The organism is Acidovorax sp. (assembly GCF_034519795.1).
GTDB lineage: Bacteria > Pseudomonadota > Gammaproteobacteria > Burkholderiales > Burkholderiaceae_C > Acidovorax.
In genome coordinates, this window is the sequence record NZ_JAXHOB010000003.1 from 339,291 (window position 1) to 364,719 (window position 25,429).

General features: G+C 68.0%; 24 protein-coding genes and 3 pseudogenes. 19 read left to right on the plus strand and 8 right to left on the minus strand.

The genetic code is table 11. The annotated features are described in order from the left end of the window. Window positions 1-10 precede the first annotated feature (10 nt). The 3 genes from U5N23_RS03560 to U5N23_RS03570 form a co-directional block, all read right to left on the minus strand. Window positions 11-1,837, minus strand: coding sequence for a hybrid sensor histidine kinase/response regulator (locus tag U5N23_RS03560; RefSeq protein ID WP_322591464.1), 1,827 nt, complete (start codon window positions 1,835-1,837; stop codon window positions 11-13). Further along, window positions 1,837-2,502 carry a response regulator transcription factor gene (locus U5N23_RS03565; protein ID WP_322591465.1) on the minus strand — a complete coding sequence of 222 codons (666 nt, stop codon included), beginning with the start codon at window positions 2,500-2,502 and terminating at the stop codon, window positions 1,837-1,839. Before U5N23_RS03565 ends, U5N23_RS03560 begins: the two co-directional genes overlap by 1 nt. Window positions 2,503-2,697: 195 nt before the next feature. Next, the gene (locus U5N23_RS03570) at window positions 2,698-3,177 is read right to left on the minus strand and encodes a DUF421 domain-containing protein (protein ID WP_322591466.1); all 480 of its coding nucleotides are present in this window, start codon (window positions 3,175-3,177) and stop codon (window positions 2,698-2,700) included. Window positions 3,178-3,289: 112 nt separating this feature from the next. On the opposite strand from U5N23_RS03570, the pseudogene U5N23_RS03575 reads away from it, so the two are divergent. The 4 genes and pseudogenes from U5N23_RS03575 to U5N23_RS03590 form a co-directional block, all read left to right on the plus strand. After that, a pseudogene (locus U5N23_RS03575) lies at window positions 3,290-3,499 on the plus strand (DUF4197 domain-containing protein); the annotation flags it as partial. 114 nt (window positions 3,500-3,613) lie between these two features. Then, window positions 3,614-4,027 carry a YchJ family protein gene (locus U5N23_RS03580; RefSeq protein ID WP_322591467.1) on the plus strand — a complete coding sequence of 138 codons (414 nt, stop codon included), beginning with the start codon at window positions 3,614-3,616 and terminating at the stop codon, window positions 4,025-4,027. A 33-nt stretch (window positions 4,028-4,060) separates the two neighbouring features. Then, complete coding sequence (locus tag U5N23_RS03585; RefSeq protein ID WP_322591468.1) at window positions 4,061-4,717, plus strand: HAD family phosphatase; 657 nt, start codon at window positions 4,061-4,063, stop codon at window positions 4,715-4,717. Window positions 4,718-4,751: 34 nt separating this feature from the next. Next, complete coding sequence (locus U5N23_RS03590; RefSeq protein ID WP_322591469.1) at window positions 4,752-6,155, plus strand: patatin-like phospholipase family protein; 1,404 nt, start codon at window positions 4,752-4,754, stop codon at window positions 6,153-6,155. A gap of 173 nt (window positions 6,156-6,328) precedes the next feature. Here U5N23_RS03590 and U5N23_RS03595 read toward each other — a convergent pair whose 3' ends face one another. Together U5N23_RS03595 and U5N23_RS03600 are read right to left on the minus strand one after the other, a co-directional pair. Then, entirely contained in the window at window positions 6,329-6,997 is a 669-nt protein-coding gene (locus U5N23_RS03595; protein ID WP_322591506.1) for a glutathione S-transferase family protein, read from the minus strand. Between the two features lie 70 nt (window positions 6,998-7,067). Next, window positions 7,068-8,150 (minus strand): AraC family transcriptional regulator, encoded by a 1,083-nt coding sequence (locus U5N23_RS03600; protein WP_322591470.1) that lies wholly within the window; start codon window positions 8,148-8,150, stop codon window positions 7,068-7,070. A gap of 142 nt (window positions 8,151-8,292) precedes the next feature. On the opposite strand from U5N23_RS03600, the gene U5N23_RS03605 reads away from it, so the two are divergent. The 11 genes from U5N23_RS03605 to U5N23_RS03655 all read left to right on the plus strand — a co-directional run bounded on the left by U5N23_RS03605 (window position 8,293) and on the right by U5N23_RS03655 (window position 19,159). Beyond that, entirely contained in the window at window positions 8,293-10,011 is a 1,719-nt protein-coding gene (locus tag U5N23_RS03605) for an AMP-binding protein (RefSeq protein WP_322591471.1), read from the plus strand. Between the two features lie 31 nt (window positions 10,012-10,042). Beyond that, complete coding sequence (locus U5N23_RS03610) at window positions 10,043-11,650, plus strand: carboxyl transferase domain-containing protein (protein ID WP_322591472.1); 1,608 nt, start codon at window positions 10,043-10,045, stop codon at window positions 11,648-11,650. Window positions 11,651-11,662: 12 nt separating this feature from the next. Beyond that, window positions 11,663-12,463 carry an enoyl-CoA hydratase/isomerase family protein gene (locus U5N23_RS03615; protein ID WP_322591473.1) on the plus strand — a complete coding sequence of 267 codons (801 nt, stop codon included), beginning with the start codon at window positions 11,663-11,665 and terminating at the stop codon, window positions 12,461-12,463. A gap of 20 nt (window positions 12,464-12,483) precedes the next feature. Further along, window positions 12,484-13,203, plus strand: a complete 720-nt coding sequence (locus U5N23_RS03620) for a DUF4126 domain-containing protein (RefSeq protein ID WP_322591474.1) — start codon at window positions 12,484-12,486, stop codon at window positions 13,201-13,203. Window positions 13,204-13,209: 6 nt separating this feature from the next. After that, on the plus strand, window positions 13,210-15,222 hold the full coding sequence (locus U5N23_RS03625) for an acetyl/propionyl/methylcrotonyl-CoA carboxylase subunit alpha (RefSeq protein ID WP_322591475.1): 2,013 nt from the start codon (window positions 13,210-13,212) through the stop codon (window positions 15,220-15,222). 30 nt (window positions 15,223-15,252) lie between these two features. Further along, window positions 15,253-16,173 (plus strand): glyoxylate/hydroxypyruvate reductase A, encoded by a 921-nt coding sequence (locus tag U5N23_RS03630; RefSeq protein ID WP_322591476.1) that lies wholly within the window; start codon window positions 15,253-15,255, stop codon window positions 16,171-16,173. 36 nt (window positions 16,174-16,209) lie between these two features. Next, window positions 16,210-16,686 carry a DUF3592 domain-containing protein gene (locus tag U5N23_RS03635; protein ID WP_322591477.1) on the plus strand — a complete coding sequence of 159 codons (477 nt, stop codon included), beginning with the start codon at window positions 16,210-16,212 and terminating at the stop codon, window positions 16,684-16,686. A 32-nt stretch (window positions 16,687-16,718) separates the two neighbouring features. Further along, entirely contained in the window at window positions 16,719-17,627 is a 909-nt protein-coding gene (locus U5N23_RS03640) for a hydroxymethylglutaryl-CoA lyase (protein ID WP_322591478.1), read from the plus strand. 85 nt (window positions 17,628-17,712) lie between these two features. Beyond that, window positions 17,713-18,237, plus strand: a complete 525-nt coding sequence (locus U5N23_RS03645) for a YbaK/EbsC family protein (RefSeq protein WP_322591507.1) — start codon at window positions 17,713-17,715, stop codon at window positions 18,235-18,237. After that, on the plus strand, window positions 18,234-18,500 hold the full coding sequence (locus U5N23_RS03650) for a DUF1289 domain-containing protein (RefSeq protein WP_322591479.1): 267 nt from the start codon (window positions 18,234-18,236) through the stop codon (window positions 18,498-18,500). The genes U5N23_RS03645 and U5N23_RS03650 overlap by 4 nt, the downstream gene beginning before the upstream one ends. Further along, window positions 18,497-19,159, plus strand: a complete 663-nt coding sequence (locus U5N23_RS03655) for a 2-hydroxychromene-2-carboxylate isomerase (protein ID WP_322591480.1) — start codon at window positions 18,497-18,499, stop codon at window positions 19,157-19,159. Before U5N23_RS03650 ends, U5N23_RS03655 begins: the two co-directional genes overlap by 4 nt. Before the next feature lie 10 nt (window positions 19,160-19,169). Here the strand turns inward: U5N23_RS03655 and U5N23_RS03660 are convergent, their stop codons facing one another. From U5N23_RS03660 to U5N23_RS03670, 3 genes and pseudogenes are all read right to left on the minus strand, one after another. Next, complete coding sequence (locus U5N23_RS03660; protein ID WP_416208565.1) at window positions 19,170-19,775, minus strand: hypothetical protein; 606 nt, start codon at window positions 19,773-19,775, stop codon at window positions 19,170-19,172. 79 nt (window positions 19,776-19,854) lie between these two features. Further along, a complete protein-coding gene (locus U5N23_RS03665) occupies window positions 19,855-20,040 on the minus strand; it encodes a putative nucleotidyltransferase substrate binding domain-containing protein (RefSeq protein WP_322591508.1) in 186 nt (61 codons plus the stop codon). Window positions 20,041-20,164: 124 nt separating this feature from the next. After that, window positions 20,165-21,775, minus strand: a pseudogene (locus U5N23_RS03670) (DUF294 nucleotidyltransferase-like domain-containing protein); the annotation flags it as partial. Window positions 21,776-22,038: 263 nt separating this feature from the next. Between U5N23_RS03670 and U5N23_RS03675 the strand changes: the two are divergent. From U5N23_RS03675 to U5N23_RS03690, 4 genes and pseudogenes are all read left to right on the plus strand, one after another. Continuing rightward, window positions 22,039-22,335 carry a hypothetical protein gene (locus U5N23_RS03675; protein ID WP_322591482.1) on the plus strand — a complete coding sequence of 99 codons (297 nt, stop codon included), beginning with the start codon at window positions 22,039-22,041 and terminating at the stop codon, window positions 22,333-22,335. After that, window positions 22,326-22,937: a CDC27 family protein gene (locus U5N23_RS03680; protein WP_322591483.1), complete on the plus strand. Its 612-nt coding sequence runs from the start codon at window positions 22,326-22,328 to the stop codon at window positions 22,935-22,937. The genes U5N23_RS03675 and U5N23_RS03680 overlap by 10 nt, the downstream gene beginning before the upstream one ends. A gap of 59 nt (window positions 22,938-22,996) precedes the next feature. Beyond that, the gene (locus tag U5N23_RS03685) at window positions 22,997-23,257 is read left to right on the plus strand and encodes a DUF4212 domain-containing protein (RefSeq protein WP_322591484.1); all 261 of its coding nucleotides are present in this window, start codon (window positions 22,997-22,999) and stop codon (window positions 23,255-23,257) included. Further along, a pseudogene (locus U5N23_RS03690) lies at window positions 23,257-25,385 on the plus strand (sodium:solute symporter family protein). Before U5N23_RS03685 ends, U5N23_RS03690 begins: the two are co-directional and overlap by 1 nt. Window positions 25,386-25,429 lie beyond the last annotated feature (44 nt).

A 25,429-nucleotide genomic window follows, 5' to 3' on the forward strand; every position in this document is an offset into this window, starting at 1 on the left:
ATGGGCTTCGTCAGTGACTGTAGCGGGGCTCCAGCCACTGGGTCAGTACGGCATGCAGCCGGACCACGTCCAGCGGCTTGGGCAGCACCAGGTAGCCTTCATTTTCGGCCTCCTGCAGCTCGGGCGAATGCAGTTCGCCGCTGACCATGGCGCCGTAGGCATCGGGGCAGTGCGCCATCAGCGCGCGCAGGATGTCGAAGCCGCTCTCGCCCGAGCGCAGGCGCTGGTCGCACAGAATGGCCCGGGGGCGAAAGCCGCCGTCCACCAGGTCCCAGGCCTCGCTGGCACAGCTGGCAAAGCGGGCGTCGATGCCCCAGGCCAGCAGCAGCGCCGACCAGGCGGCGGCCACCTGCGGGTCGTCGTCGATCACGAGGCAGGTGCCTGCCAGCGAACCCAGGTCGGGCCGACCGCTGCCTTCGCCCGTGTCCCACGCCAGGCCCCGGTAGCGGGCAGGAGCGGCGTGGCTCTCGACCGGCGCGGCGCGGGGCAGGTGCAGCCAGAACCTCGATCCCTTGCCCAGGCGCGATGTCAGCCCATAGTCCGCACCCATGAGCTTGGCGCAACGTGCGACGACTGCAAGGCCGAGGCCGTGCCCGTTGTTGTCCACGGTCCAGGCATTCTGCGGGCGGTAGAAGGGCGAGTAGATGCGCAGCTGGTCCTGCAGCGCCACGCCCACGCCGGTGTCCCAGACCTCGATCTGCCAGCCGCCGTGGCGCTGGCGCGCGGTGAGCAGCACGCCGCCGCGCATGGTGTAACGCAGCGCGTTGTGCACCAGGTTCACGACCGACTGGCGCAGCAGGTCCGCGTCGGCCTGCACGGCGGCGTGGGGCCCCGGCGGGCGCACGCGCAGCCGCAGACCCCGCGTGCGCGCCTCCTCGCGAAACAGCGTGAGCACGTCGTCCAAGAGCGCATCCAGCGCCACGGGCCCGGCATGCACGGCCACATGGCCGCCTTCGATGCGCGAAAGGTCCAGCAGCGAGTTGAACATCAGGTTCACCGAGTGCACGCTGCGCTGCAGATCGGCCAGCGGTGCGTTCAGACCCGGGTCGCGGTTGCGCCGCGCAATGGCTTCGGCCAGCAGGCCCATGGCATGCACGGGCTGGCGCAGGTCGTGTGCGGCGGTGCTCAGGAAGCGGTTCTTCTCTTCCAGGGCCGCCTGCGCCTCGTCACGCGCCGCCAGGTAGCGCGCAGCCATCTGCGCGCCGCGCTCCTCCAGCCGGATCTGCTGCACGAAAAAGCGGTGCGTCGTGTGTGCGTGGCGGTAGATGATCAGGCTGTGCAGCAGCGCCAGCGGCAGGATGAAATGCCAATGGTCCGGAAACAACCAGATCAGCAGGGGCAGCGAGGCATTCCAGCCCGCCATGAACAAGCGCATGAACACGCTGAGCACGGGCGTCTGGAGTGTGGCGTTGCCGACGATGATGGCGGCGTTGGTCACCAGCAGCAACAGGGCGAAGTCGTAGCTCGCATGGCCGGCCACGATGGCCATGGGCGCGGTGATGCCTGCGCCGTGCAGCAATGCGCAGTTTTCGAGCCGGGGCTTCCACTTGCGCACCAGGGCATCGGCATCCAGGCGCTCGCGGTCGCGCAGATGGATGCGGCGCTGCACGAACATCACCCCGGCGAACAGGACGTAAAAGCCGCACCACACCCACATCCATCGTGCGTCATGCCCCTGTGCATAGAACAGTGTGAGCGTCAGTGCCAGCAGCGGCAGCACGAAGATGCTGGTGAGCAGGAGGCCAAAGGTCATCTCCAGCAGGCGGGCCCGTCCCTCCATGCTGATGGGGGCGTTGTCGGACCACTCGGCCGAGGGCGTTGCCGCCGGCGATGCCATCAGCCCGCAGGCCCTGCCAGCACCAGCCTGCGCCCGCGCAGCTGGGTGATGGCCTCGATGCGGTTGCGTGCACCCAGGCGCTGCAGGATGGCAGTGACATGCTCCTTGACCGTGCTTTCCGACAGGGCCAGGTCCAGCGCGATGCGTTTGTTGGGCTGGCCCAGCAGTACCAGGGCGAGGATTTCTCCCTGGCGCGTGGACAGGCCCAGTTCGGCCGGGGTCACGGGCAGTTCGCGGCTGCGCAGTCCGCCGGGCTGCACGCGCCCGGCGGGCACGAACCAGGTCAGGCCGCCCAGCAGCGCATGCACGGCCTGGGCAAAGGTGTTCGGGCTTTCCTGCTTGTGCAGGAAGCCGTGCGCCCCCCCCGCGCGGGCGCGCTCGCCCAGGAGCGGGTCGTCATCGCCGCTCATGACTGCAATGGCCGTGCCGGGGCAACTGGCCCGCAGTTGGGCGATCAGGCCGAGCGCTGCGCCTTCGACCAGCCAGAAATCGATGAGGGCCAGCGCCGGCGCGCCGTGCGCCGCCACCTGCTGCAGGCAGTCGGCGGCATCGGCCGCCAGCCGCACCTCCATGTCCGGGCGCAGCGAGCGCAGAAACTCGGCAACCCCGCGTGCCACCAGGGGGTGGTCGTCCAGGATGATGGCGTAGGGGGGCGTGGAAGGCATTCGTTGGTGGGTTACCCGCAGGCAGGGCAAATTCTGCCGAGTGTTCCGCAAGATGGGGGCGGCGCCAACCCTACCGGAGTAGGGTTGGCATATGCGTGCAGCAGGCTACGCACCCGACGACAGCCAGCCTGGAGCCGGCAGCCGGCAGCCGCGATGGCCGGCGGCCAGTGCTGAACCCTCCGCTGACACCGTCAATCAACCGGTGCCGCCTCGCTTGCGCAGCACCACGGTGATCTGTCCATTGGTCTCGATGGTGGCACGCTCCACCTCGTGCAGGTGCAGGCAGCCGCCAGCGCGCAGCGCGGCCTCCAGGTCGTCGTTGGACAGCAGCTCCTTGTGCATCAGCTCGGCGTGGACCTTGCCGTGCTCCACCAGCACCCGGGGGGTACCATCGATCAGGCGCTCCAGCCAGGCGAAGCGGAAGGTCAGGTTGGCCAGCACCACATGGCAGCCCATGAGGGTGCTGGCCGAGATCAGCCCGCCCACCAGCGAATTGTCGCCCGCGTTCATCGAGTTCTGCACGGCGTTGGACAGGATCAGCAGCAGCACCAGGTCGAACGGGGCGTACTGCCCCGTCTGGCGCTTGCCCGTGAGCCGCAGGAAGACCAGCAGGAACACATAGACCAACACCCCGCGCAGCACAAATTCCCACCAGGGCACGCTCATTTCCCACATGGCTCGTCTCCTCGGACATGGATATCCATGCGTGCCAGTCTACGGCGTGCGCGCGTCGGCGAAAATCGGTCCTTGCCGTTCCTTGTGTCTGACCAGAGAGAAACACCACGCCATGCTGCGTCGCGAATTCCACCACCACGCCAGCGCGGGCGCCCTGGGCGCCTGGCTGCTGGCCCTTGCCGGCCGGGCGCAGGCAGCCGTCGCCTCGCTGGGCCGGCCCGATGGCTTCCTGGGCAACCCCTGGGTGGGCATCGATGAGCTGGTCACGTCCATCAACCGCGCCGCCGAAGCCGCCGTGCCCCTGGGCAAGGACCTGCTGGTGCAGTGGAGGGGGACGCCCCCGGTGCGGTGGGGCGGTCCTTGCACGGGGGCACTGGCCTTCGCTGCGCCCGTTTCGCGCAACGCGACCGATCGTTGATATGGCAGTCTAGAGCCCATGGCATCCCCTGAATCCACCGCTGCCTGCCCCTGCGGCCAGGTCAATGCGCGCCAGAAGCCCCTGGCCTATGCCGATTGCTGCGGCCGCTATGTGGCGCATTTCGACACCACGCCCGCACCCGACGCGCCCAGCCTCATGCGCTCGCGCTACAGCGCCTTCGTGCTGGAGCGTGCCGACTACCTGCAGGCCACCTGGCATGCGCGCACCCGGCCAGCGCAGCTCGATTTCGACCCCGGCGCCCGCTGGCTGGGCCTTTCGGTGCGCAGCCAGCGCAGCACGGGCGCGGACACGGCCGAGGTCGAGTTCGTCGCGCGCTACCGTGTGGGCGGCCGCGCCGTGCGCCTGCACGAGACCAGCCGCTTCGTGCGCGAGGACGGGCGCTGGTTCTATGTCGATGGCGACCAGCAATGACCACCCTCTCTCCTTTTTTGCGAGCCTTGACCCATGACCTTTGACGCCATCCTGTTCGACTGCGACGGCGTGCTCGTCGACAGCGAGCACATCACCAACGGCGTGCTGCGCACCATGCTCAACGAGGCGGGCTGGGCCATCACGCACGCAGAGTGCATGGACTATTTCATCGGCCGCACGGTGCGCAGCGCCACGGCCCGCATCGAGGCCGAGACCGGCAAGCCGCTGACCGACGAGTGGATGGCCAGCTTCTATGCCCGGCGCAATGCCGAGCTGGACCAGCACCTGGTCGCCATAGCGCACATCCACCCGACCATCGAGCGCGTGCATGCCCACCACGGCGGGCGCATCGCCTGCGCCTCGGGGGCCGACCGCTTCAAGGTGGAGATGCAACTGGTCAAGGTGGGGCTCATGCCGTACTTCGAGGGCCGCATCTTCAGCGGCCACGAGGTGCCCCACACCAAGCCGGCACCCGACGTGTACCTGGCTGCTGCCGCCGCCTTGCAGGCCGATCCGGCGCGCTGCGCCGTGGTGGAAGACACGACCATCGGTGTGACGGCCGGCGTGGCTGCGGGCGCCACCGTGTTCGCTTATTCTCCCCTGGGCGTTGGGGACGAGGCACTGCGTGCGGCGGGGGCGTCGCAGGTGTTCCGCAGCATGGCCGAGCTGCCGGTCCTGCTGGGCTGCTGAAGCTCCGTTACGATCCGGGAAAAAGGGAGAACGCATGCGCGCAGCAAGCCTGGGAGCGAGAACACAACGCTGGATGCGGCGCGCCGCGCTGCTGGCCGCCATGGGTGTGCTGTCGGCCTGCTCAACGGTGCGTCCCTGGATCAACGAGCCCATGCCCCTGGAGGAGCAATCGGTCACGCAGCGGCCTTCGCAGCGCGATCCGACCATCCTGGTGGCCGTCACCCTCTCGGGCGGTGGGGCGCGCGCGGCGGCCTTCGGCTTCGGCGTGCTCACCGAGATGCAGAACACGGTGTTCGAGTGGAACGGCCGGCGCACCACGCTGCTCGATGCCACCGACGTGGTCAGCGGCGTCTCGGGCGGCAGCATCGTGGCGGCCTACTATGCGGCGCATGGCATCGATGGGCTGCCGCGCTTCGAGCACGAGTTCCTGCGCCAGAACTTCCAGAACAGCCTGATCACCCAGGCCCTGCGCCCGGGCAACCTGGTGGACCTGACCTCGCCCTGGCTGGGCCGCACCCACCTGCTGGCGCGGCGGCTCGATGAGCTCTATGCCGGCAAGACCTTTGGCGACGTGGAGCGGCGCCCGCGCCACCCGCAGCTGTTCATCACCGCGACCGACATGTCGCTGGGCACGGGCTTCGAGTTCACCTGGGACCAGTTCGCGCTGATCTGCTCGGACCTGCGCTCGGTGCCGCTGTCCTTCGCCGTGGCGGCCTCGTCGGCCGTGCCGCTGCTGCTCAGCCCGATGACGCTGAAGAACCATGCGGACCAGTGTGCCACCCGCCCCGCAGGGAGCCACCTGGCGCGCGCCAATGCAGGGGACTATCGTTCGCGGCTGTACCGGGTCAACGAGCAGAGCTACCTCGATGCCAGGCGCAAGCCCTACATCCACCTGGTGGATGGTGGGTTGTCTGACAATCTCGGCGTGCAGCGCCTGCTCGACCGGGCGCTGGCCGGCGGCGGCTTGCGCGAGAGCTTCAGCGAGGTGGGCATTCCGCCCGGCAGCATTCGCAAGCTGGTGCTGATCACGGTGAACGCCGAGCGCGACCCCTCGTTCAACATCGACACCAGTGACAAGGTGCCCGACATGCTGCAGGTGGTGGATTCCCTTCTGTTCGGCACCGGCGCGCGCGCCACGCGCGAGACGCAGGAATACCTGCGCGACATCACCGAGCAGTGGCGCAAGACGCTGGCGGTCAGTCCGCACAGCGGCGGCGATGTGTTTGCGCCCAACGCCGAGATCCATGTGGTGCCGGTCAACCTGCGCGACTCGCCCGACGATGTGGCGCGCCCGCGTTTGCTGCAGATCCCCACGGCCTTCTCCATCGAGCAGCACGAGGTCACGGACCTGATCGAAGCCGGTGGCAGCGTGCTCCGGCACTCGCCCGAGTTCCGGGCGCTGGTGAAATCGCTGCCTGTATATAAAGGACCACGGTAGGCGAGCACTGTCCATTGCGCTGCGCATCACCCGCAACGCATGAAGCTGGCGCGGCCCAAGCCAGTGCCCCCGCGCAAGGGCCGCCCCGCCGCGCTGGGGGCGTCCCCCTCCCGACTCGCGCAGCGAGTCGGGAGAGGGGTGAAGGCGCGAAGCGACTCAGGGGGTGTTTAATTTCAGGGTCGGGTATCCGGTGCCGGCGTGGTCGGCACATCCTGCTCCTCGGCGGCTTCGATCTGCGCGGCCATGGCGCGCTGGTAGCCGGGGCGCTGCTGCAGGCGGTGCCAGTACATCAGCGTGCGCTCGCCGAACTCGGGCGACAGGCCCAGGTGCTCGGCCAGCAGCAGGGCATAGCCCACGGAGACATCGGCCGCGGTGAAGCGGCCGGCGCACAGGTGCTCGCCATGGGCGAGGGCGGTTTCCACCGCGCGCAGGCGCGCCAGGAACCAGCGGCGGTAGTCCTCGACCACCTGGGGCTGCTGGCGGGCCTTGGGTTCGAAGCGGCCATAGCGCAGCACCAGGGTCTGCGGAAAGGTCAGCGTCGCCTCGCCCATGTGCAGCCAGTTGAGGTAGGCACCGTAGGCCGGGTCCACGGCACGCACGTCCAGCCCGGCATCGGGGTGGGCGGCAGCCAGGTACTGGCAGATGGCGGCCGATTCGGTCATGCGCACGGTGTCCTGCACGAACAGGGGCACGGTGCCCAGGGGGTTGAGCTCCAGGAAGCTGCGCGCCTTCAGCCGGGGCGGAAAGGGCAGCATGTGCAGCGAGTACGGCAGCTGCAGCTCTTCGAGCATCCACAGGGGACGGAACGAGCGCGCGCTGACGCAGTGGTACAGGTGGATCATCGGCATCGGGGACCAGTGTAGTGTGCGGCCATGGCAGCGGGGTTCCCCACGCTGCCAGTGCGGTTGCAGATCACGCCGCCATGCGGGCCAGGCGGCGGTATTCGGCCGGCGAATGCCCGGTCCAGCCCTTGAAGGCGCGGATGAAGCTCTTTTCGTTGACGAAGCCTGCCGCCTCGGCCACCTGCTTGATGGGGCGGTCGCTGCGGTGCAGCAACTCCATGGCGCGGTTCTGGCGCACTTCGTCCTTGAGGCCCTGCAGGGTGGCGCCTTCCTCCTTGAGCTGGCGGTGCAGGGTGCGCGGTGACACGTGCAGCAGGTGGGCCAGCGACTCGGCGCTGTGCGCTGCCAGCGCCTGGGCCGGGTGGCCCTGCACGGGCGCGCCCAGCAACTGGCGCACGCGCGCCACCAGCAGCCGGTCGCGCCGGTACTGCAGCACCGTGAGCGGCAGCGCATGCTGCAGCATCTGGCGCAGCGCGGCCTCGTCGCGCCGCAGGGGCAGGCTGAGGTAGCGCGCGTCGAAGTGGATGGCGGTCTGCGGGGCGTTGAAGCGCACCGATCCCCCGGGGAACAGCACGCCATAGGCTTCGGCATGCGGCGGCGCGGCAAAGGCGAACTCGGCCGCCAGCAGGGGAACGCGCGAGTCCACCATCCAGCAGCCCAGGCCCAGGGCATTGCGCAGTACCGAGACCAGGCAGAACTCGCGCAGGGAGCCCAGGTCGCGGTTCTCCGCGATGGAGAGTGTGGCTGTGGTGTCGGCTTGCGTGAGGTACAGGGTGATGTCGTCGGCCAGCAGGCCATGGTGGCGGCACCAGCGCTTGAGCGCCACGCCCAGGTCGGGTGCGCTGATGGAGGCGCGTGCCAGCATGCCGTAGCTGCCCCAGGGCAGGCGGCGGCCGAACCAGCCCAGGGCCTCGTCGTCGAGCTCGCGCATGGCCGCGCCCGAGATCTCCTCCATTTGCCAGGCGGTGATGCGCGCACCGTCGTCGAACAGCAGGCCGGGCGCAATCTGTGCCTGGGCCAGGGCCCAGGCAGGGCTCATGCCGCGGCGCCTGTAAGCGAGTGCAATCGCCTGCACGAAGGCAATCGGGGTGGCCGCAGGGGCGGCCTTGGGGGCGGGGAGCCCGCTGGATGCGACGGGGGCAGGGGATTTCACGGGGTACAGTGTGCATGAGCCGTGGCACGATTTGCAACCTTTGTGTCCACCACGGGCCGCGGTGGGCTTCTATGCTTGGGGTGACATTGCCCATGCCGCGCGGGCAAGCGATACGCAAGGAGACAAGACAATGGGTGCAGCCATGCCTTCCGCCACCACCCCACTGGTCACCAGCCTGGCCCGTGGCGCCACCGATGTGCCGCTGATCGAGCAGACGCTGGGCGATTTCTTCGATGCCATGGTGGCGCGCCAGCCCGAGCGCGAGGCGCTGGTCAGCGTACATCAGCAGCTGCGCTACACCTACCGCAGCCTGCAGGCCGAGGCCCGCCGCCTGGCCAGCGCCCTGCTGGGCCTGGGCCTGGTGCCTGGCGACCGCGTGGGCATCTGGTCGCACAACAATGCCGAATGGGTGCTGATGCAGCTGGCCACGGCGCAGGTGGGCCTGGTGCTGGTCAACATCAACCCGGCCTACCGCACCTCCGAGGTGGAGTACGCGCTCAACAAGGTCGGCTGCCGGTTGCTGGTGAGCATGGCGCGCTTCAAGACCAGCGACTACCTGGGCATGCTGCGCGAACTGGCGCCCGAGTGGCAGCGCCAGGAGCCGGGTCGCCTGGGCGCGGTGAAGCTGCCGCACCTGAACACCGTGGTGTGGATCGACGAGGCCGGGCAGGGGGCCGACGAGCCCGGCCTGCTGCGCTTTTCGGACCTGCTGGCGCGCGGTGATGCGGCCGATGCGCGCCTGGCCGAGGTCGCGGCGGGGCTCAAGGCCACGGACCCCATCAACATCCAGTTCACCAGCGGCACCACGGGTTTCCCCAAGGGCGCCACGCTCACGCACCGCAACATCCTGAACAACGGTTTCTTCATCGGCGAGTGCATGCGCCTCACTCCTGAAGACCGGTTGTGCATCCCCGTGCCGCTGTACCACTGCTTCGGCATGGTGCTGGGCAACCTGGCCTGCATCACGCACGGCGCGACCATCGTCTACCCCAACGACGGCTTTGATCCACTCACGGTGCTGCAGACGGTGCAGGACGAGCGCTGCACCGGCCTGCACGGCGTGCCCACCATGTTCATCGCCGAACTGGACCACCCGCGCTTTGCCGAGTTCGACCTGTCCACCCTGCGCACCGGCATCATGGCCGGCTCGCCCTGCCCGACCGAGGTGATGAAGCGCGTGGTCGAGCAGATGCACCTGTCCGAGATCACCATCGCCTATGGCATGACCGAGACCAGCCCCGTGAGCTGCCAGAGCAGCACCGAGACGCCGCTGGAAAAGCGCGTTTCCACCGTGGGCCAGGTGCAGCCGCACCTCACGGTGAAGATCGTGAACCCCGACACCGGCCAGACCGTGCCCGTGGGCCAGCGCGGCGAGTTCTGCACGCGCGGCTACTCGGTCATGCACGGCTACTGGGGCGATGAGGCCAAGACCCGCGAGGCCATCGACGCCGAGGGCTGGATGCACACCGGCGACCTGGCCACCATGGATGCCGAGGGCTACGTGAACATCGTCGGCCGCATCAAGGACATGGTGATCCGCGGCGGCGAGAACATCTACCCGCGCGAGATCGAGGAGTTCCTCTACCGCCACCCGCAGGTGCAGGACGTGCAGGTGGTGGGGGTGCCCGACGCAAAGTACGGCGAGGAGCTGTGCGCCTGGATCGTGGTCAAGCCCGGCCAGCAACTGACCGAGGAGGCCGTGCGCGCCTTCTGCAAGGGCCAGATCGCCCACTACAAGGTGCCGCGCTACATCCGCTTCGTCACCGGCTTCCCGATGACGGTGACGGGAAAGATCCAGAAGTTCAGGATCCGCGACGAAATGAAGGACCAGCTGGGGCTGGCCGAAGAAAAGACGGCCTGAGCCAAGAAAACACACGCAAGAGATTCGCTGCATGACCATCCTAGACACCCAACTGAACGCCCGCTCGGCCGACTTCCTGGCCAACGCGGCCGCCATGCGCACCCTGGTCGATGACCTGCGCAGCCACCTCGACAAGGTGGCCCAGGGCGGCGGCGAGGCCGCCCGCGCCAAGCACACGGCGCGCGGCAAGCTGCTGCCACGCGAGCGCGTGCAGATGCTGCTGGACCCGGGCACGCCCTTCCTGGAGCTGGCGCCGCTGGCCGCGCTCAACATGTACAACAACGATGCGCCGAGCGCCGGCCTGATCGCCGGCATCGGCCGCGTGAGCGGCGTGGACTGCATGGTCGTGTGCAACGACGCCACGGTGAAGGGCGGCACCTACTATCCGCTCACGGTGAAGAAGCACCTGCGCGCGCAGGAAGTGGCGCAGCAGAACCACCTGACCTGCATCTACCTGGTGGACTCGGGCGGCGCCAACCTGCCCAACCAGGACGAGGTCTTCCCTGACCGCGACCACTTTGGCCGCATCTTCTTCAACCAGGCCAACATGAGCGCCCAGGGCATCTCGCAGATCGCCGTGGTCATGGGCAGCTGCACGGCCGGCGGCGCCTACGTGCCGGCGATGAGCGATGAGTCCATCATCGTGAAGAACCAGGGCACCATCTTCCTGGGCGGCCCGCCGCTGGTGAAAGCCGCCACGGGCGAGGTCGTCACGGCCGAGGACCTGGGCGGCGGCGACGTGCACACGCGCCTGTCGGGCGTGGCCGACCACCTGGCGCAGAACGACCTGCATGCGCTGCAATTGGCGCGCAATGCGGTGCGCAACCTCAACAAGGCCAAGACCGCAGCGCCGGCCGACAGCGCGCCGCTGCCGCCGAAGTTTGCGGGCGAAGAGCTCTACGGCGTGATCCCGGTGGACACGCGCAAGCCCTTCGACGTGCGCGAGATCATCGCCCGCATCGTCGACGGCAGCGAGTTCGACGAGTTCAAGGCGCGCTACGGCACGACGCTGGTCACGGGCTTTGCGCGCATCGAGGGCATGGCCGTGGGCATCATCGCCAACAACGGCATCCTGTTCAGCGAATCGGCCCTGAAGGGCGCGCACTTCATCGAGCTGTGCTGCCAGCGCAAGATCCCGCTGGTGTTCCTGCAGAACATCACCGGCTTCATGGTCGGGCGCAAGTACGAGAACGAGGGCATCGCGCGCAACGGCGCCAAGATGGTCACGGCCGTGGCCACGGCCGCCGTGCCCAAGTTCACCATCATCATCGGCGGCAGCTTCGGCGCCGGCAACTACGGCATGTGCGGCCGCGCCTACAGCCCGCGCTTTCTGTGGATGTGGCCCAACGCGCGCATCAGCGTGATGGGCGGCGACCAGGCCGCCGGCGTGCTGGCCACCGTCAAGCGCGACGGCATCGAAGCCAAGGGCGGCCAGTGGAGCGCCGAGGAGGAAGAGGCCTTCAAGGCCCCCATCCGCCGCCAGTACGAAGACCAGGGCCACCCCTACTACGCCACTGCCCGCCTGTGGGACGACGGCGTGATCGACCCGGCCGACACGCGCCGCGTCTTGGCGCTGGGCCTGGCTGCGACACGCAACGCACCGATCGAAGACACGAAGTTCGGTTTGTTCCGCATGTAAGGACGGACCACCATGAGCAATCCCAACCTGACCATCACCTACGAAGGCGCCGTGGCGCGCATCACGCTCACGCAGCCCGAGATCCGCAACGCCTTCAGCGACGAAGTGATCGCCGAGATCACCGCGGCCTTCACCGAGGTCGGCGCGCGCGCCGAGGTGCGCGCCGTGGTCCTGGCGGCAGAAGGCCCGGCGTTCTGCGCGGGCGCCAACCTCCACTGGATGCGCCGCATGGCCGACTACACGCGCGACGAGAACGTGGCCGATGCCGGCAAGCTGGCCGAGATGCTGCGCGTGATCTACGAGTGCCCCAAACCCACCATCGCGCGCGTGCAGGGCGATGTGTACGCGGGCGGTGTGGGCCTGGTGGCCGCCTGCGACATGGCGGTGGCGGTGGACACGGCGGGTTTTTGCCTGAGCGAGGTGAAGCTGGGTCTGATCCCCGCGACCATCAGCCCCTACGTGATCCGCGCCATGGGCGCGCGCGCAGCGCACCGCTACTTTCTCACGGCCGAGCGCTTCAGCGCAGCCGAGGCGCTTCGCATCGGCTTCGTGCACGAGGTGGTGGCGGCCGACCCGGGCATGGAGGCGCTGGACGCCAAGGTCAACGAACTGCTCAAGGCGCTCACCAGCGCCAGCCCTGCGGCCGTGCGCGCCTGCAAGATGCTGGTGATCGATGTGGCCGAGCGCGAAATCAACGCGCAGCTGATCGACGCCACGGTGCAGGGCATCGCCGACATCCGCGCCAGCGAGGAAGGCCGGGAGGGCGTGCAGTCCTTCCTGCAAAAGCGCAAGCCCGCCTGGCTGGCCGTTTGATCTTCTGACTGGAAATCCCCATGGACGCACTCTGGCTCAGCATCGTTCAGTGGCTGCACACCATCGGCCTGCACGTGGACGCAGGCACCGCACGCGACGTGGCCGGCGGGGTGGCCCGCGCCACCCAGCAGCTCGACATGCCCGGCCTGCTGGCGCTGGCGGCGGCTTTGGGCTGGGCCAGCGGCGTGCGCCTGTACGCCGTGGTGTTCATGGTCGGCGCCATGGGCTGGGCCGGCTGGCTGCCGCTGCCGCCGGGCCTGGCGGTGCTGCAAAGCCCGATGGTGCTGGCGGTCAGCGGTTGCATGCTGGTGGTGGAGTTCTTCGCCGACAAGGTGCCCTGGTTCGACAGCCTGTGGGATGCCGTGCACGCCTTCATCCGGGTGCCTGCCGGGGCGCTGCTGGCGGCCGGCGTGTTCGGGGCCGACAGCGCCACCATGGGGCTGGTGGGTGGACTCATGGGCGGCTCGCTCGCCGCCACTTCGCTGGCCACCAAGATGACGGCGCGCGCCGCGGTCAACACCTCGCCCGAACCGTTTTCCAACTGGGGCCTGTCCTTTCTGGAGGACGGGCTGGTCGTGGGCATGGTCTGGCTGGCCACCCAGTACCCGGTGGCCTTCGGCATCACCCTGGCGGTGGTGTTGCTGGTCTCCGTGCTGCTGCTGGTGGTGCTCTTCAAGTTTCTGCGCGCCGTGCTGCGGCGCTTGTCTTCTCTTTTCTCTGGCCCCGCGAAGGCGGTTTGAAGTCCTATGTTCACAAAAATCCTGATTGCCAATCGCGGTGAGATCGCCTGCCGAGTTGCTGCCACTGCCCGCCGCATGGGTGTGAAGACTGTGGCGGTGTACTCGGACGCCGATGCGGGCGCCAAGCATGTGGCCGTGTGCGACGAGGCTGTGTACATCGGCGGCAGCGCACCCAAGGAAAGCTACCTGCAGTGGCAGCGCATCATAGACGCCGCCAAGGCCACGGGCGCGCAGGCCGTGCATCCGGGCTACGGCTTTCTGAGCGAGAACGAGGAATTCGCCCAGGCCTGCGCCGACGCGGGCCTGGTGTTCATCGGTCCGCCACCCTCAGCGATCCAGGCCATGGGGCTCAAGGCCGAGTCCAAGCAGCTCATGGAGAAGGCCGGCGTGCCGCTGGTGCCCGGCTACCATGGTGCCGACCAGGACCCAGCCCTGCTGCAGCGCGAGGCCGACCGCATCGGCTACCCGGTGCTCATCAAGGCCAGCGCAGGCGGCGGCGGCAAGGGCATGCGCGCCGTGGATTCGGCGGCCGAGTTCGCCGATGCCCTGGCCTCGTGTCAGCGCGAGGCGATCAACAGCTTCGGCGACGATGCGGTGCTGATCGAAAAGTACGTGCAGCGCCCGCGCCACATCGAAATCCAGGTGTTCGGCGATACCCAGGGCAACTACGTCTACCTGTTCGAGCGCGACTGCTCGGTGCAGCGCCGCCACCAGAAGGTGCTGGAGGAAGCCCCGGCCCCGGGCATGACCGAGGCCATGCGCCAGGAAATGGGCAACGCCGCCGTGGCCGCCGCCCGCGCCGTGAACTACGTCGGCGCCGGCACGGTGGAATTCATTGTCGAGCAGCGCGCCGACGGCAGCATGAACTTCTTCTTCATGGAGATGAACACCCGCCTGCAGGTGGAGCACCCCGTGACCGAGGCCATCACCGGCCAGGACCTGGTGGAGTGGCAGCTGCGCGTGGCCTCGGGCGAGCCCCTGCCGCTGGCGCAGGACCAGCTGCGCATCACCGGCCATGCCATCGAGGCGCGCATCTGCGCAGAGAACCCCGACAACAACTTCCTGCCCGCCACGGGCACGCTGCACGTGTACGGCCTGCCCGTCCATGTGGCCTTCGAGCGCGGCACGGTACGCGTGGACTCGGGCGTGCGCCAGGGCGATGCCATCAGCCCCTTCTACGATTCCATGGTGGCCAAGCTCATCGTGCATGGCGACACGCGCGAGCAGGCCCTGGCCCGCCTGGACGAAGCCCTGGCCCAGACCCACATCGTGGGGCTGGCCACCAATGTGCAGTTCCTGCGCCGCGTGGCGCGCACCGATTCGTTCGCCCAGGCCCAGCTCGACACCGCGCTGATCCCGCGCGAGCAGGCCGTGCTGTTCAAGAGGGAAGACGTGGGCCTGCCGCTGGCGGCCGCCAGCGCCGTGGCGCAGGCCCTGCTGCACGAACGCGCGGCCGAGGGCGTGGACCCGTTCAGCCGCCGCGATGGCTTCCATACGCATGGCGTGGTGCAGCGCCGCTTCGAGTTCGAGTTTGACGGAGAACATGCCAAGGCCTGGCTCACCTACGAGCGCGGCGGCAGCCTGCACCTGGCGGTGGGCGAGGGCGCTGTTCGGGTGGCCGGGCCGCTGGTGTTTGCCACCACGGGCGATGCCATCGACCTGCAGTTCGCCGGCCAGCGCACGCGCGCCGCCGTGTACGCCCAGGGCGAGGTGGACCATGTGTTCACGCCCCAAGGGGCCACACAGATCGTGGCCATCGACCTGCTTGCCCATTCCGGTGAAGCGGCGGCCGAGGGCGGGCGCCTGACGGCCCCCATGCCCGGCAAGGTGGTGTCGTTCGCCGTCAAGGCGGGTGACAAGGTCGCCAAGGGCCAGGCACTGGCCGTGATGGAGGCAATGAAGATGGAGCACACCATTGCCGCCCCGGTGGATGGTGTGGTGCAGGAGCTGCTCTATGCGCCCGGCGACCAGGTGGCCGAAGGGGCCGAACTGCTCAAGCTGGCGGCAGTGGCTGCCTGACCCCCTGCAGGCGCGGTACGCTTACGGCCCATGAACATCACCTTTTGCTGTACCGATACCAAAGCCGAGCCCTGGCTCCAGGGGCTGCAGGCAGCCCTGCCCCCGGCCTCCATTTCCATCTGGCAACCGGGCGCGCCCCAGGCCGACTACGCCGTGGTCTGGGCGCCGCCCCAGCAGTTCGTGGACGAGCAGCCGGCCCTCAAGGCGCTGTTCAACATCGGCGCGGGCGTCGATGCGCTGCTCAAGCTGCGCCTGCCGCCCGCCATGCGCGTGGTGCGCCTCGACGATGCCGGCATGGCCGTGCAGATGGCCGAGTACGTGTGCCACGCCGTCATCCGCCACTTCCGCGAGTTCGATGCCTACGAGGCCGACATGCAGGCCGGCCGCTGGGGCTACCGCAAGCCGCGCCTGCGCAGCGAGTTCCCGGTCGGCGTGATGGGCCTGGGCGTGCTCGGCGAGCGCGTGGCCCGGGCGCTGGCGCAGTTCGACTTTCCGGTCAACGGCTGGAGCCGCTCGCCCAAGGCCATCGAGGGCGTGCGCGGGTTCAGCGGGGCCGATGGGTTCAGCGATTTCCTCGCAGCCAGCCGCGTGCTGGTGAACCTGCTTCCCCTGACGCCTGATACCCAGGACATCATGGACCGCGAAACCCTTTCGCGCCTGCAGCCGGGCGCCTATGTGGTCAACGTGGCGCGCGGGGCGCACCTGGTGGAAGAGGACCTGCTGGCCCTGATCGACAGCGGCCAGGTGGCCGGAGCCACGCTGGACGTGTTCCGCAAGGAGCCCCTGCCTGCGGGTCACCCGTTCTGGAACCACCCGCGCATCGTGGCCACGCCGCACACCTCGGCGCGCACACTGCGCGAGGAGAGCATCGCGCAGATCGCCGGCAAGATCGCGGCGTTGCAGCGCGGTGAGCCGGTGGCCGGGATCGTGGATCCGGGGCGCGGATACTGAGGTTCGCAGAAACAACGACGCACGGGACATCACGCCATGGCCAATTCCTATCTACGCCCGTTCCTGGGCCTGCTCGGCTGGTTCCTGCTGGTGCCCGGTGCGCTGGCGGCGCTGGGCGCGTTCTGGCTGCTGGCCTCCGGCCTGAACCTGGTGGGCGACACGCGCTCTGCGCAGGGGCGGGTGGTGGCCCATGAGGTGGTCATCCTGCAAGCAAGGGGGGGCCGCCAGGTGCATGGCAAGAAAAGCGTGGTGGAATTCACCACCCATGATGGGCGCGCGATGCGCGTGACCGATTCTCTGGTGCGGCGCCAGCAGGCGGTGCACACCCTGGGCGAGGCCGTCACGGTCCGCTACCCCACCAGCGACCCGCTGCAGGCCGAGATCGGCAGCTCCAGCTGGATCAAGGGCTTCATCGGCATCGGCATGCTGCTGGCGGGTCTGGTCGCCGCGGCGGTGGGCGGGCTGCTGCTGCGCCTTCGACCGAAGCCCGCCGTGACCGCCCCCTTGGCCTGAACACCTACCCATCCCCATCGGAGACCGTTCCCATGAGCATCCCCAGCAAAGTCAAACTCGTCGACGTCGGCCCGCGCGACGGCCTGCAGAACGAAAAGTCCCCCGTGCCTGCCGAGGTCAAGATCGGGCTGGTGCACCGCCTTCAGGAGGCGGGCCTCAAGAACATCGAGGTCACGAGCTTTGTCTCGCCCAAGTGGGTGCCGCAGATGGCGGACAACCACGAGGTCATGCAAGGCATTGCGCGCCAGGCGGGCACCGTCTATTCGGTGCTCACGCCCAACCTCCAGGGCTACGAGGCTGCGCTGATCGACCGGCCCGACGAGATCGTGGTCTTCGGTTCGGCCAGCGAGGCCTTCAGCCAGAAAAACATCAACTGCTCGATTGCCGAAAGCATCGAGCGCTTTGCGCCCGTGGTCGAGGCCGCGCGCGCGGCCGGCATCCACGTGCGCGGCGCCATGAGCTGCACGGTGGGCTGTCCCTACGAGGGCGAGATCGCGCCCGAGCGCGTGGCCTACCTGGCCGGCCTCATGAAGGGCATCGGCGTGCAGCATGTGGGCGTGGCCGACACCATCGGCGTGGGCACGCCGCGCAAGGTGCAGCGCGCCATGGAGGCCACCTTGCAGCACTATGGCATCGACGACGTCTCGGGCCATTTCCACGACACCTACGGCCAGGCGCTGGCCAACACCCTGGCCACGCTGGAGATGGGCGTCTGGCAGTACGACACCTCGGTGGCAGGCCTGGGCGGCTGCCCCTATGCCAAGGGCGCCACCGGCAACGTGGCCACCGAAGACGTGGTCTACATGCTGCACGGCATGGGCATCGACACCGGTATCGACCTCGACAGGCTGATCGACGCCGGCGCCTACATCAGCGGCTTTTTGAACCGCAAGCCCAACTCGCGCGCGGCCAATGCCTTGCTGACCAAGCGGGCAGGCTGAACACCAGGACCCGGAAGGCCCGACAATCGCAGGCGAAGGGGTGGCACCGTGCCGCCCCACCATGACCAGTGCGGGAACCTTGGATATGTGCGGAGCGGAACTGAAGAACTTGCCGGAAGGCGTGCAACGGGTGGCGGCAGCGCTGCAGGCGCAGGGCCATCCGCACATGCCGCAGATGCTCGACGACGCGGCGCGCACGGCGCAGCAGGCGGCCGATGCCCTGGGCATCCTCGTCGGCCAGGTGGCCAAGAGCATCATCTTCCGGCGCAAGAGCGACGATGTGGCGGTGCTGGTGGTGACCTCGGGCGACCGGCGCGTGGACGAAAAAAAGGTCGAGGCCCATGTGGGCAAGGTCGGCCGGGCCGATGCCGAGTTCGTCAAGGCGCGCACCGGCTTCTCCATCGGTGGCGTGTCGCCGCTGGCGCATGCCACGCCGCCGGTCACGCTGATCGACCGCGACCTGCTGCGCTTCGACGTGGTGTGGGCCGCGGCTGGGCACCCGCACAGCGTGTTCCCGCTGCACCCGAACGACCTCACGCGCCTGACCGGCGCGCCCGTGGTGGACGTGGTGCAGGAGCCCGCACCACCCGCACCACCCGCCGCTGCATGACCCCGGTCGAGCTGCTGGCCAACCACGCCCGCCGGATCGGCGCGGCCGGACATTTCGACGCCGGCAGCAGCGAACCCGTGCCCTCGCCCTGCATCTCGGTGTGCCGCATGTCGTCCGACCGCAGCCACTGCGAGGGCTGCTTTCGCACGCTGGACGAGATCCGCATCTGGGGTGGCGCCGACAGCGCCATGCGCCGTGCGGTATGGGGGCAGTTGTTGCTGCGCGCGGGCATTCCATCGGGCGCCAAGGAGACTTCGCCATGAAACGCATCACCTTCTACCTGGACTTCATTTCGCCCTATGCCTGGCTGGCTTTCGAGCGCCTGCCCGAGGTGCTGGAGGGCCTGAGCTACAGCGTGGCCTACAAACCCGTGCTGCTCGGTGCCCTGCTGGCGCAGCACGCCAACCCGGGCCCGGCCGGCATCGCGCCCAAGCGCGACTGGACCTACCGGCACGTGACCTGGCTCGGCCATGCCCACGGCATCGGCCTGCAGATGCCGGCGCGCCACCCCTTCAACCCGCTGCCGCTGCTGCGCCAGGCCCTGGCCTGCAGCGACGACGGCACCATCAACCGCTACGTGGCCGGCACCGTGCTGCGCCATGTCTGGCAGGGCGGGCAGGACGCGCTCGATGCTGGGCGCATGGTCACACTGGCCGCGGCCCTGGCCGAGCAGCTTCGCCCCGGGCAGGACATCGCCAGCGAGGCGCCCAAGGCGCTGCTGCGCGCCAACACCGAGGCCGCGCAGGCGGCAGGCGTGTTCGGTGTGCCCGCCTTCGAGGTGGATGGCAAGGTGTTTTGGGGCCTGGATGGCCTGCCCATGCTGCGCGCCTACTTGGAAGGGGACGACTGGTTTTCCGGGGCGGAGGGCGAGGCGCGCTGGGCCGCGCCCGCGCTGCATCCGTCAGGCATCAAGCAGGCCTGAGCTCAGGCCCTCAAGCGCCGCTGTGTCCGGGTGGCGCGGCAGCCACCGGTGCTGGGCGGCCAGGCGCTGCACATCGGCCCAGCTGCTGCACTGCGCAGCCACGCGGGGCCAGATGCGCTGCAGCAGGTCGCATTCCACCAGGGTGTCGGCGGCCGCCTGGTGCCGCACCGCGCAGCGGATGCCGAAGTGCGCCATCCAGTCGTCCAGCGCGCGGGCGCGCACCTGCTCGTGGGTGACGGCGCACAGGTGGTCCACGTCCACCCAGGGGTTGGGCAGGGCATGGCCCAGGTTCAGGCGTGCATGGCGGTCGATCATGGCCTCGGTCGAAGGCGGCGTGGAAGGCCAGCAAAGCGGGCTGTTGCCGGCATAGTTCTTCAAACGCGCTGCAGCGCCAGGGCGGCGGTCCATGGCCGTTGCGCTGCATCTGCGCGCCAATGCCGTGCAGCAGGATGTTGTCCTTGCTCGATGCCTCGTCCTGCTGCAGCACCACTTCAAAGCTGTCGCCCAGTGCCACGCCCAGCGTGCGGCGCTGCCAGTCCACCCGCAGCGCAATGGCTGCAATCGCCAGCAGGCGGTCACGGCGCATGTCCAGGCCGCTGGTCTCCACGTCCAGCATCACCCAGCGGCTGCCTGTGTCCAGCGGGGCACCGCGTGTTCAAGCGCGGCCTTGTAAACGGGTCCAGCCAGCGCATGATTCAACGGTGGTAGTCCAGCTGCAGCCGCTGCTGCAGCTGCCGCGCCACGCGAAAGGATTCGCGCAGGATGCGCCGGTCGATGTCGTTGAGCCCGGCCACCCCAATGCGGTTCGGCGCATCTTCGGCATCTCCCGCTTCCAGCTGCACCCGCAGGCGCAGGATCTGCAAGAACTCGAAGCCGCCCACCCAGGCGCCGGTCTCTGTGTCGGGCGAGTTTCCAGGAGCGGGCCTGTGGCCTCCAGGCGCCGCGCGCGGTGTTGGTCTCGTGCACGCCCAGCGCCAGGCTGTAGATGCGCGCAGCGTCCACAAACAGCGCCGTGCCCTGCAGCTTCAGGTCCAGCGCGCCATGCTCGTCGGTATCGATGGCGCCGCGCCAGTTCAGTGGCACGCTGCGGCTCAGGGCGTTGTGGGCCAGCATCTTGAGAAAGCGCGGGCTGTTGCGCGCGGCCAGCGTCACGTCGGCGCGCAGCGCCTGGGCCAGCGATGCGTCGCCAGCCAGGGGCCGAAAGTCAAAGTAGATGGAGGCGTTGAGCAGGTCCTGCGGCGAACCCTGCGCCACCCAGTGCCCGAAGCGCTCGCGCCACTCGTCGAGCTTGAGGCAGCACCCGCTTTCGCCCGCCATGATGCCGCCCCGGCACAGCGGGTAGCCGCAGGCGTCCAGCGCCAGGTTGACGGCATGTGCAAAGTGGCGAATCGCTTCGCGCGACTCGTCGGACACGTCGTTGTTCAGGATGATGGCGTTGTCCTGGTCGGTGGCGATGGTCTGCTCGGCCCTCCCTTCGGAGCCCAGGCACAGCCAGCACAGCCATTTCAGGTCGATGCCCAATTCTTCGGCCTTGAGCTGCACCAGACGTTCGGTCAGTACATCGTTGAGGTGGCTGATCATTGAGGTGAGCTGCCGCGCATGCACGCCCTGCGCGAGCAGGCTGCGTGCCAGGCGCCGGATGTCCTGGGCCGAGGCCTGCAGGGCTTCCACATCGGTGGCCGAGCGCAGCGCGGTGCTCACGCTTTTGAGGCTTTGCCGCTGCATGGCGAACAGGTCGCGCTCCGACACCATGCCAATCGCCACCCCGTCGCGCGTGATGGGCACATGGCGGATGCCGTGGCGCGACATCAGCAGCGCCGCGTCGTGCGCCGAATGTTCGCTGGTGAGCGTGCGCACCGGTCGCACCATGACCTCCGCAATGGGCGTGTGCAGCGGCAGCTGGGCCAGCGCCACGCGGCCCAGCACGTCATAGCGCGTGAGGATGCCCACAGGGTGCTGCGCCGCATCCACCACCAGCATCGAGCCCAGGCGCTGCTGGTGCATGGTCTGCAGTGCGGTGTGCAGCGGGGTGCTGGGCTCGCAGCTCACCAGCTTTTTGCCGACGAGCGCGCCCAGGGGGGTTTCGAGCGACTGCTCTGCAGCGGCATGGGTGGCATAGGCGGCCTGCAACGCCTGGCGCGAGAGTGCGAGGAATTGCGCGGTGCGCTGCCCCAGGTACTGCGCAAACGCCGGGCTGCGGCCCGCCAGCCGGTGCATGTGGGCCACGCTCAGCACCAGCACAAAGGTATCGGTGTTGGCGCGGTAGGTGGCCGTGACGGCGCGCCCGGCCCAGGCGGCGCTCACGGGAAAGAGATCGCCCGCCTCGTACTCGAAAGCGCCCACCGTGTCGGCCAGGCCCCGGGTGCCCGTGACCGCGCCCTGGCGCACGTAGTACAGCGACTGCACGTTGCCGCTCTCCGGGCCAATCACCAGCTCGCCGGGGGTGAAATACTGCTGCTCACAATGCGACAGGAAATCGTCCACCTCGGCATCCAGCATCTGGGCAAAAGGGGCGTGCTGCCGGAGGTCCTGGCGGAAGTTGGCCAGCAGGTGGTGCGAGGGCTGCAATGGCGCCTGCGTGCTGGCATCGGGGAGCAGACTGGGCGGCTTTTCCATGGCGGCAGTCTATGCCCGCTCCCGCAGCGCGGGAAGTCCTTCCATGTGCCCCGCCTTGACCTCGATCAAGGGTTTTGGAGCCCTTGGTGTTTTCCCGCAAGAGCATCTCAGATCCCCTGATTTACCGCATCACAAAAAAGCAATGCAAGGGTTTGTGCTGACTTTGCAAGTTAGCGATAAGCCCTGTGTCAGCCAGCGGTCAGACACCCTGCGCAGAGTGCGTCCACCTTTCCTTTTCCTTACAGCGAGGCACCGAGTTCACCATGCTCCTGACCGTTGTCATTCTGAAAAGCCTGATCGAGTTGTCCCTGATGTTCATCGTGGGACGGTTTCTGCTGGGACTGCTGGCCGGAGCCAAGCGGCACACCAATGTGTTCTGGCAGATGCTGGACGTGGCCGCCAAGCCCTGCCTGTGGCTGACGCGCAAGGTCAGCCCGCGCCAGGTGCTGGACCAGCACATTCCGCTGGCCACCGCCAGCTGGCTGGTCATGGCCTGGGTGCTGGTCGTCAAGCTCAAGATCGACCTCTGCCTGGAGCTGGGAGCACAAGCATGCCAGTGACCCAGATCCTTGCCCTTCCCCCGGCCCCCTGGTCGCAGCGGCTGGAGCGCCAGGCGCTGGTCTGGCGTGCCAAGGCCCTGCTGTTTGTAGGCCGCAAGGCCGCCGCCCGGGCAGTGTTTGCGCGGATGCTGGAGCGCTGGCCGCAGGACCTGCTGGCGATCAACAGCCTGGCGTACGACGCACTGCTGAGCGACCACAAGGCACAGGCGCTGCAGTTCTATGCCCAGGCGCTTGCCCTTCAGCCCGAGGTCTGCAACGCCCACTTCAACCATGCTTTTGTGGCCGAGCAGCTGGACCAGCTGGCTGTGGCCGAAGAGGGCTTCCGTGCGGCCCTGCAGATCGACGAAAAGATGGACCGGGCCTGGTACGGGCTGGGCCTGGTGCTGGTGCGCCAGGGGCGCCTGCAGGAAGCCCTGCAGGCCCTGGAGCACAACACCCGCCTGCAGCCCATGAGCCCTTTTGGCTGGTACCAGATGGCGCGGGTGCATGTGGACCTGCAGCAGCCCGAGGAGGCCCGTGCCGTCATACGGCATTTGAAAGGATTCGAGCCCAAGGTGGCGGCGCAGCTGGAGCGGGAAACCGGGTTGCGCGCAGGTTTTTAGTGCTGAAGTCGTGAGTGAGTGTTCGTGAGTGTTCTTTTTACAAGATGGAGGAGCAAGCAATGAAACTGACAGCCAAGCACCAGGAGTACTGGCGCAAAAACCTGCAAATAACCGGCCTGCTTTTAGGCATCTGGTTCTTTGTCACCTTTGTCGTGGTGTTCTTCGCCCGCGACCTGACGTTCAGCTTCTTTGGCTGGCCGTTCTCGTTCTGGGTGGCCGCCCAGGGCGCCCTGGTGGTGTACTGCCTGATCATCTGGTACTACGCCCGCCACATGAACAAGCTTGACATCGAATACGGCGTTGCCGAAGGAGAAGAATGATGGGACTCTTCGGCGGAGACGGACAGTCGCAAGGCGACTTCAAGAAGGGCCTGAACAAGGTCTACACCTGGTACACCGGCGGCTTCCTCGGCTTTGTGGTGACGCTGGCGATCCTCGAACAAATGGGCCTGCCCAAGAACTGGATCGGCTACCTGTTCCTGGCGGCCACGGTGCTGCTGTATGCCGGTATCGGCATCATGAGCCGCACCAACGACGCGGCGGAATACTACGTGGCCGGGCGCCGCGTTCCCGCCATCTACAACGGCATGGCCACGGGGGCCGACTGGATGTCGGCAGCCTCCTTCATCGGCATGGCGGGCACCTTGTACCTGTCGGGCTACGGCGGGCTGGCGTTCATCCTGGGGTGGACGGGGGGCTATTGCCTGGTGGCGCTGTTTCTTGCGCCCTACCTGCGCAAGTTCGGCCAGTTCACCATTCCCGACTTTCTGGGCGCACGGTTTGAGGGCAACCTGCCCCGCCTGATCGGGGTGGGGGCGGCCATCCTGTGCTCGTTCACCTATGTGGTGGCGCAGATCTACGGCGTGGGCCTGATCACGTCGCGCCTGACGGGGCTGGCTTTCGAGATCGGCATTTTTGCCGGGCTCGCCGGCATCCTGGTCTGCTCGTTCCTGGGCGGCATGCGTGCCGTGACCTGGACGCAGGTGGCGCAGTACATCATCCTGATCATTGCCTACATGCTGCCCGTGGTCTGGCTGTCGGTCAAGCACACCGGCGTGCCGATTCCTCAGGCGGTTTATGGCTACACCCTGGAGAAGGTCACGGCCAAGGAAGAGGCGCTGATCAAGGACCCCAAGGAAATCGAAGTCCGTGGCATCTTCAAGGCGCGCTCGGAGGAGGCGGTTGCAAAACTCAAGGATGTGCCCGCTTCGATGGCTGCCGACAAGGCCGCTGCGCAGAAGAAGGTGGACGACCTGAAGGCGGCCAACGGTCCGGTGGCCGAGATCAAGGCCGCCACGGCGGCCGCTGGCCGCACTGCCCAAGGATGAGACAGCGGCTCGCGCCGCCTACACGGCAGCGAGGGGTCGGCCAATGCGCACGGTCCAACCCGCCGATTCGCCATGCCGAGCCTTTCCCGGGGCAAGGACGAAGCGGCCAGCAACGATGCGCGCGCAAGAACTTCCTGGCGCTGGTGTTCTGCCTGATGATCGGCACGGCCGCGCTGCCGCACATCCTCATGCGCTACTACACCGTGCCCTCGGTGCGTGAAGCGCGTGAGTCGGTGAGCTGGTCGCTGTTCTTCATCTTCCTGCTCTACTTCACGGCCCCGGCGCTGGCGGTGCTGGCCAAGTTCGAGGTCTATACACATTCTGGTGGGCGACGCCGTTCGACCAACCTGCCGGGCTGGATTGCGGCGGTGGAGCAGCGGTGGACCCGGGCCTGCTGTCGGTGGTGGACATCAACAACGACGGCATCCTGCAGCTGGCCGAAATCGCCATCGGCGGCGACATCATCGTGCTGGCCACGCCAGAAATTGCTGGCCTGCCGTACGTGGTGTCGGGCATGGTGGCGGCGGGTGGTCTGGCGGCGGCGCTGTCTACCGCCGATGGCCTGCTGCTGACCATTGCCAATGCGCTGTCGCACGACCTGTACTACAAGGTCCTCGATCCGAATGCCTCCACCGCTCGCCGTGTGATGGTGTCCAAGCTGCTGCTGCTGCTGGTGGCCCTGGCGGCGGCCTATGTGGCGGCACAGAAACCGGCGGATATTCTGTTCCTGGTGTCGGCGGCGTTCTCGTTTGCTGCTGCGGCGTTCTTCCCGGCGCTGACGCTGGGCATCTTCTGGAAGCGCGCCAACAAGTGGGGCGCGTCGCTGGGCATGCTGGCTGGCCTGGGCATCACCTTCTACTACATGGTGACCACCCAGCCCTGGCTGTACAAGCTCACGCACGGCGGTGTTGCCTTGACCCCGGAAGTGCCTGAAGGCCAACACCTGGTGGGACATTGCCCCGATCTCGGCCGGCCTGTTTGGTGTGCCCCTGGGCTTTGCGGTGATCATCATCGTCTCGCTGCTCACCAAGGCCCCAGGCAAAGAGATTCAGGAACTGGTGGAGCATGTGCGCTACCCCAGCCTGGATGGCAAGACCTCGGCCGCCAGCGCTGCGCATTGAGCGCAAGGGTGCCTGCGGGCGCCCTGGCGACCTACAGGCAAGCA

What these genes read in the sequence shown, in the direction of transcription:
- U5N23_RS03660 (WP_416208565.1), bottom strand. Translation starts at nt 19,775, where the DNA reads ATGCTGGACGTGGAGACCAGCGGCCTGGACATGCGCCGTGACCGCCTG.
- U5N23_RS03640 (WP_322591478.1), top strand. Translation starts at nt 16,719, where the DNA reads ATGAGCATCCCCAGCAAAGTCAAACTCGTCGACGTCGGCCCGCGCGAC.
- U5N23_RS03680 (WP_322591483.1), top strand. Translation starts at nt 22,326, where the DNA reads ATGCCAGTGACCCAGATCCTTGCCCTTCCCCCGGCCCCCTGGTCGCAG.
- U5N23_RS03615 (WP_322591473.1), top strand. Translation starts at nt 11,663, where the DNA reads ATGAGCAATCCCAACCTGACCATCACCTACGAAGGCGCCGTGGCGCGC.
- U5N23_RS03565 (WP_322591465.1), bottom strand. Translation starts at nt 2,502, where the DNA reads ATGCCTTCCACGCCCCCCTACGCCATCATCCTGGACGACCACCCCCTG.
- U5N23_RS03655 (WP_322591480.1), top strand. Translation starts at nt 18,497, where the DNA reads ATGAAACGCATCACCTTCTACCTGGACTTCATTTCGCCCTATGCCTGG.
- U5N23_RS03595 (WP_322591506.1), bottom strand. Translation starts at nt 6,997, where the DNA reads ATGATCCACCTGTACCACTGCGTCAGCGCGCGCTCGTTCCGTCCCCTG.
- U5N23_RS03585 (WP_322591468.1), top strand. Translation starts at nt 4,061, where the DNA reads ATGACCTTTGACGCCATCCTGTTCGACTGCGACGGCGTGCTCGTCGAC.
- U5N23_RS03685 (WP_322591484.1), top strand. Translation starts at nt 22,997, where the DNA reads ATGAAACTGACAGCCAAGCACCAGGAGTACTGGCGCAAAAACCTGCAA.
- U5N23_RS03650 (WP_322591479.1), top strand. Translation starts at nt 18,234, where the DNA reads ATGACCCCGGTCGAGCTGCTGGCCAACCACGCCCGCCGGATCGGCGCG.
- U5N23_RS03620 (WP_322591474.1), top strand. Translation starts at nt 12,484, where the DNA reads ATGGACGCACTCTGGCTCAGCATCGTTCAGTGGCTGCACACCATCGGC.
- U5N23_RS03675 (WP_322591482.1), top strand. Translation starts at nt 22,039, where the DNA reads ATGCTCCTGACCGTTGTCATTCTGAAAAGCCTGATCGAGTTGTCCCTG.
- U5N23_RS03635 (WP_322591477.1), top strand. Translation starts at nt 16,210, where the DNA reads ATGGCCAATTCCTATCTACGCCCGTTCCTGGGCCTGCTCGGCTGGTTC.
- U5N23_RS03625 (WP_322591475.1), top strand. Translation starts at nt 13,210, where the DNA reads ATGTTCACAAAAATCCTGATTGCCAATCGCGGTGAGATCGCCTGCCGA.
- U5N23_RS03570 (WP_322591466.1), bottom strand. Translation starts at nt 3,177, where the DNA reads ATGTGGGAAATGAGCGTGCCCTGGTGGGAATTTGTGCTGCGCGGGGTG.
- U5N23_RS03630 (WP_322591476.1), top strand. Translation starts at nt 15,253, where the DNA reads ATGAACATCACCTTTTGCTGTACCGATACCAAAGCCGAGCCCTGGCTC.
- U5N23_RS03560 (WP_322591464.1), bottom strand. Translation starts at nt 1,837, where the DNA reads ATGGCATCGCCGGCGGCAACGCCCTCGGCCGAGTGGTCCGACAACGCC.
- U5N23_RS03645 (WP_322591507.1), top strand. Translation starts at nt 17,713, where the DNA reads ATGTGCGGAGCGGAACTGAAGAACTTGCCGGAAGGCGTGCAACGGGTG.
- U5N23_RS03580 (WP_322591467.1), top strand. Translation starts at nt 3,614, where the DNA reads ATGGCATCCCCTGAATCCACCGCTGCCTGCCCCTGCGGCCAGGTCAAT.
- U5N23_RS03590 (WP_322591469.1), top strand. Translation starts at nt 4,752, where the DNA reads ATGCGCGCAGCAAGCCTGGGAGCGAGAACACAACGCTGGATGCGGCGC.
- U5N23_RS03610 (WP_322591472.1), top strand. Translation starts at nt 10,043, where the DNA reads ATGACCATCCTAGACACCCAACTGAACGCCCGCTCGGCCGACTTCCTG.
- U5N23_RS03605 (WP_322591471.1), top strand. Translation starts at nt 8,293, where the DNA reads ATGCCTTCCGCCACCACCCCACTGGTCACCAGCCTGGCCCGTGGCGCC.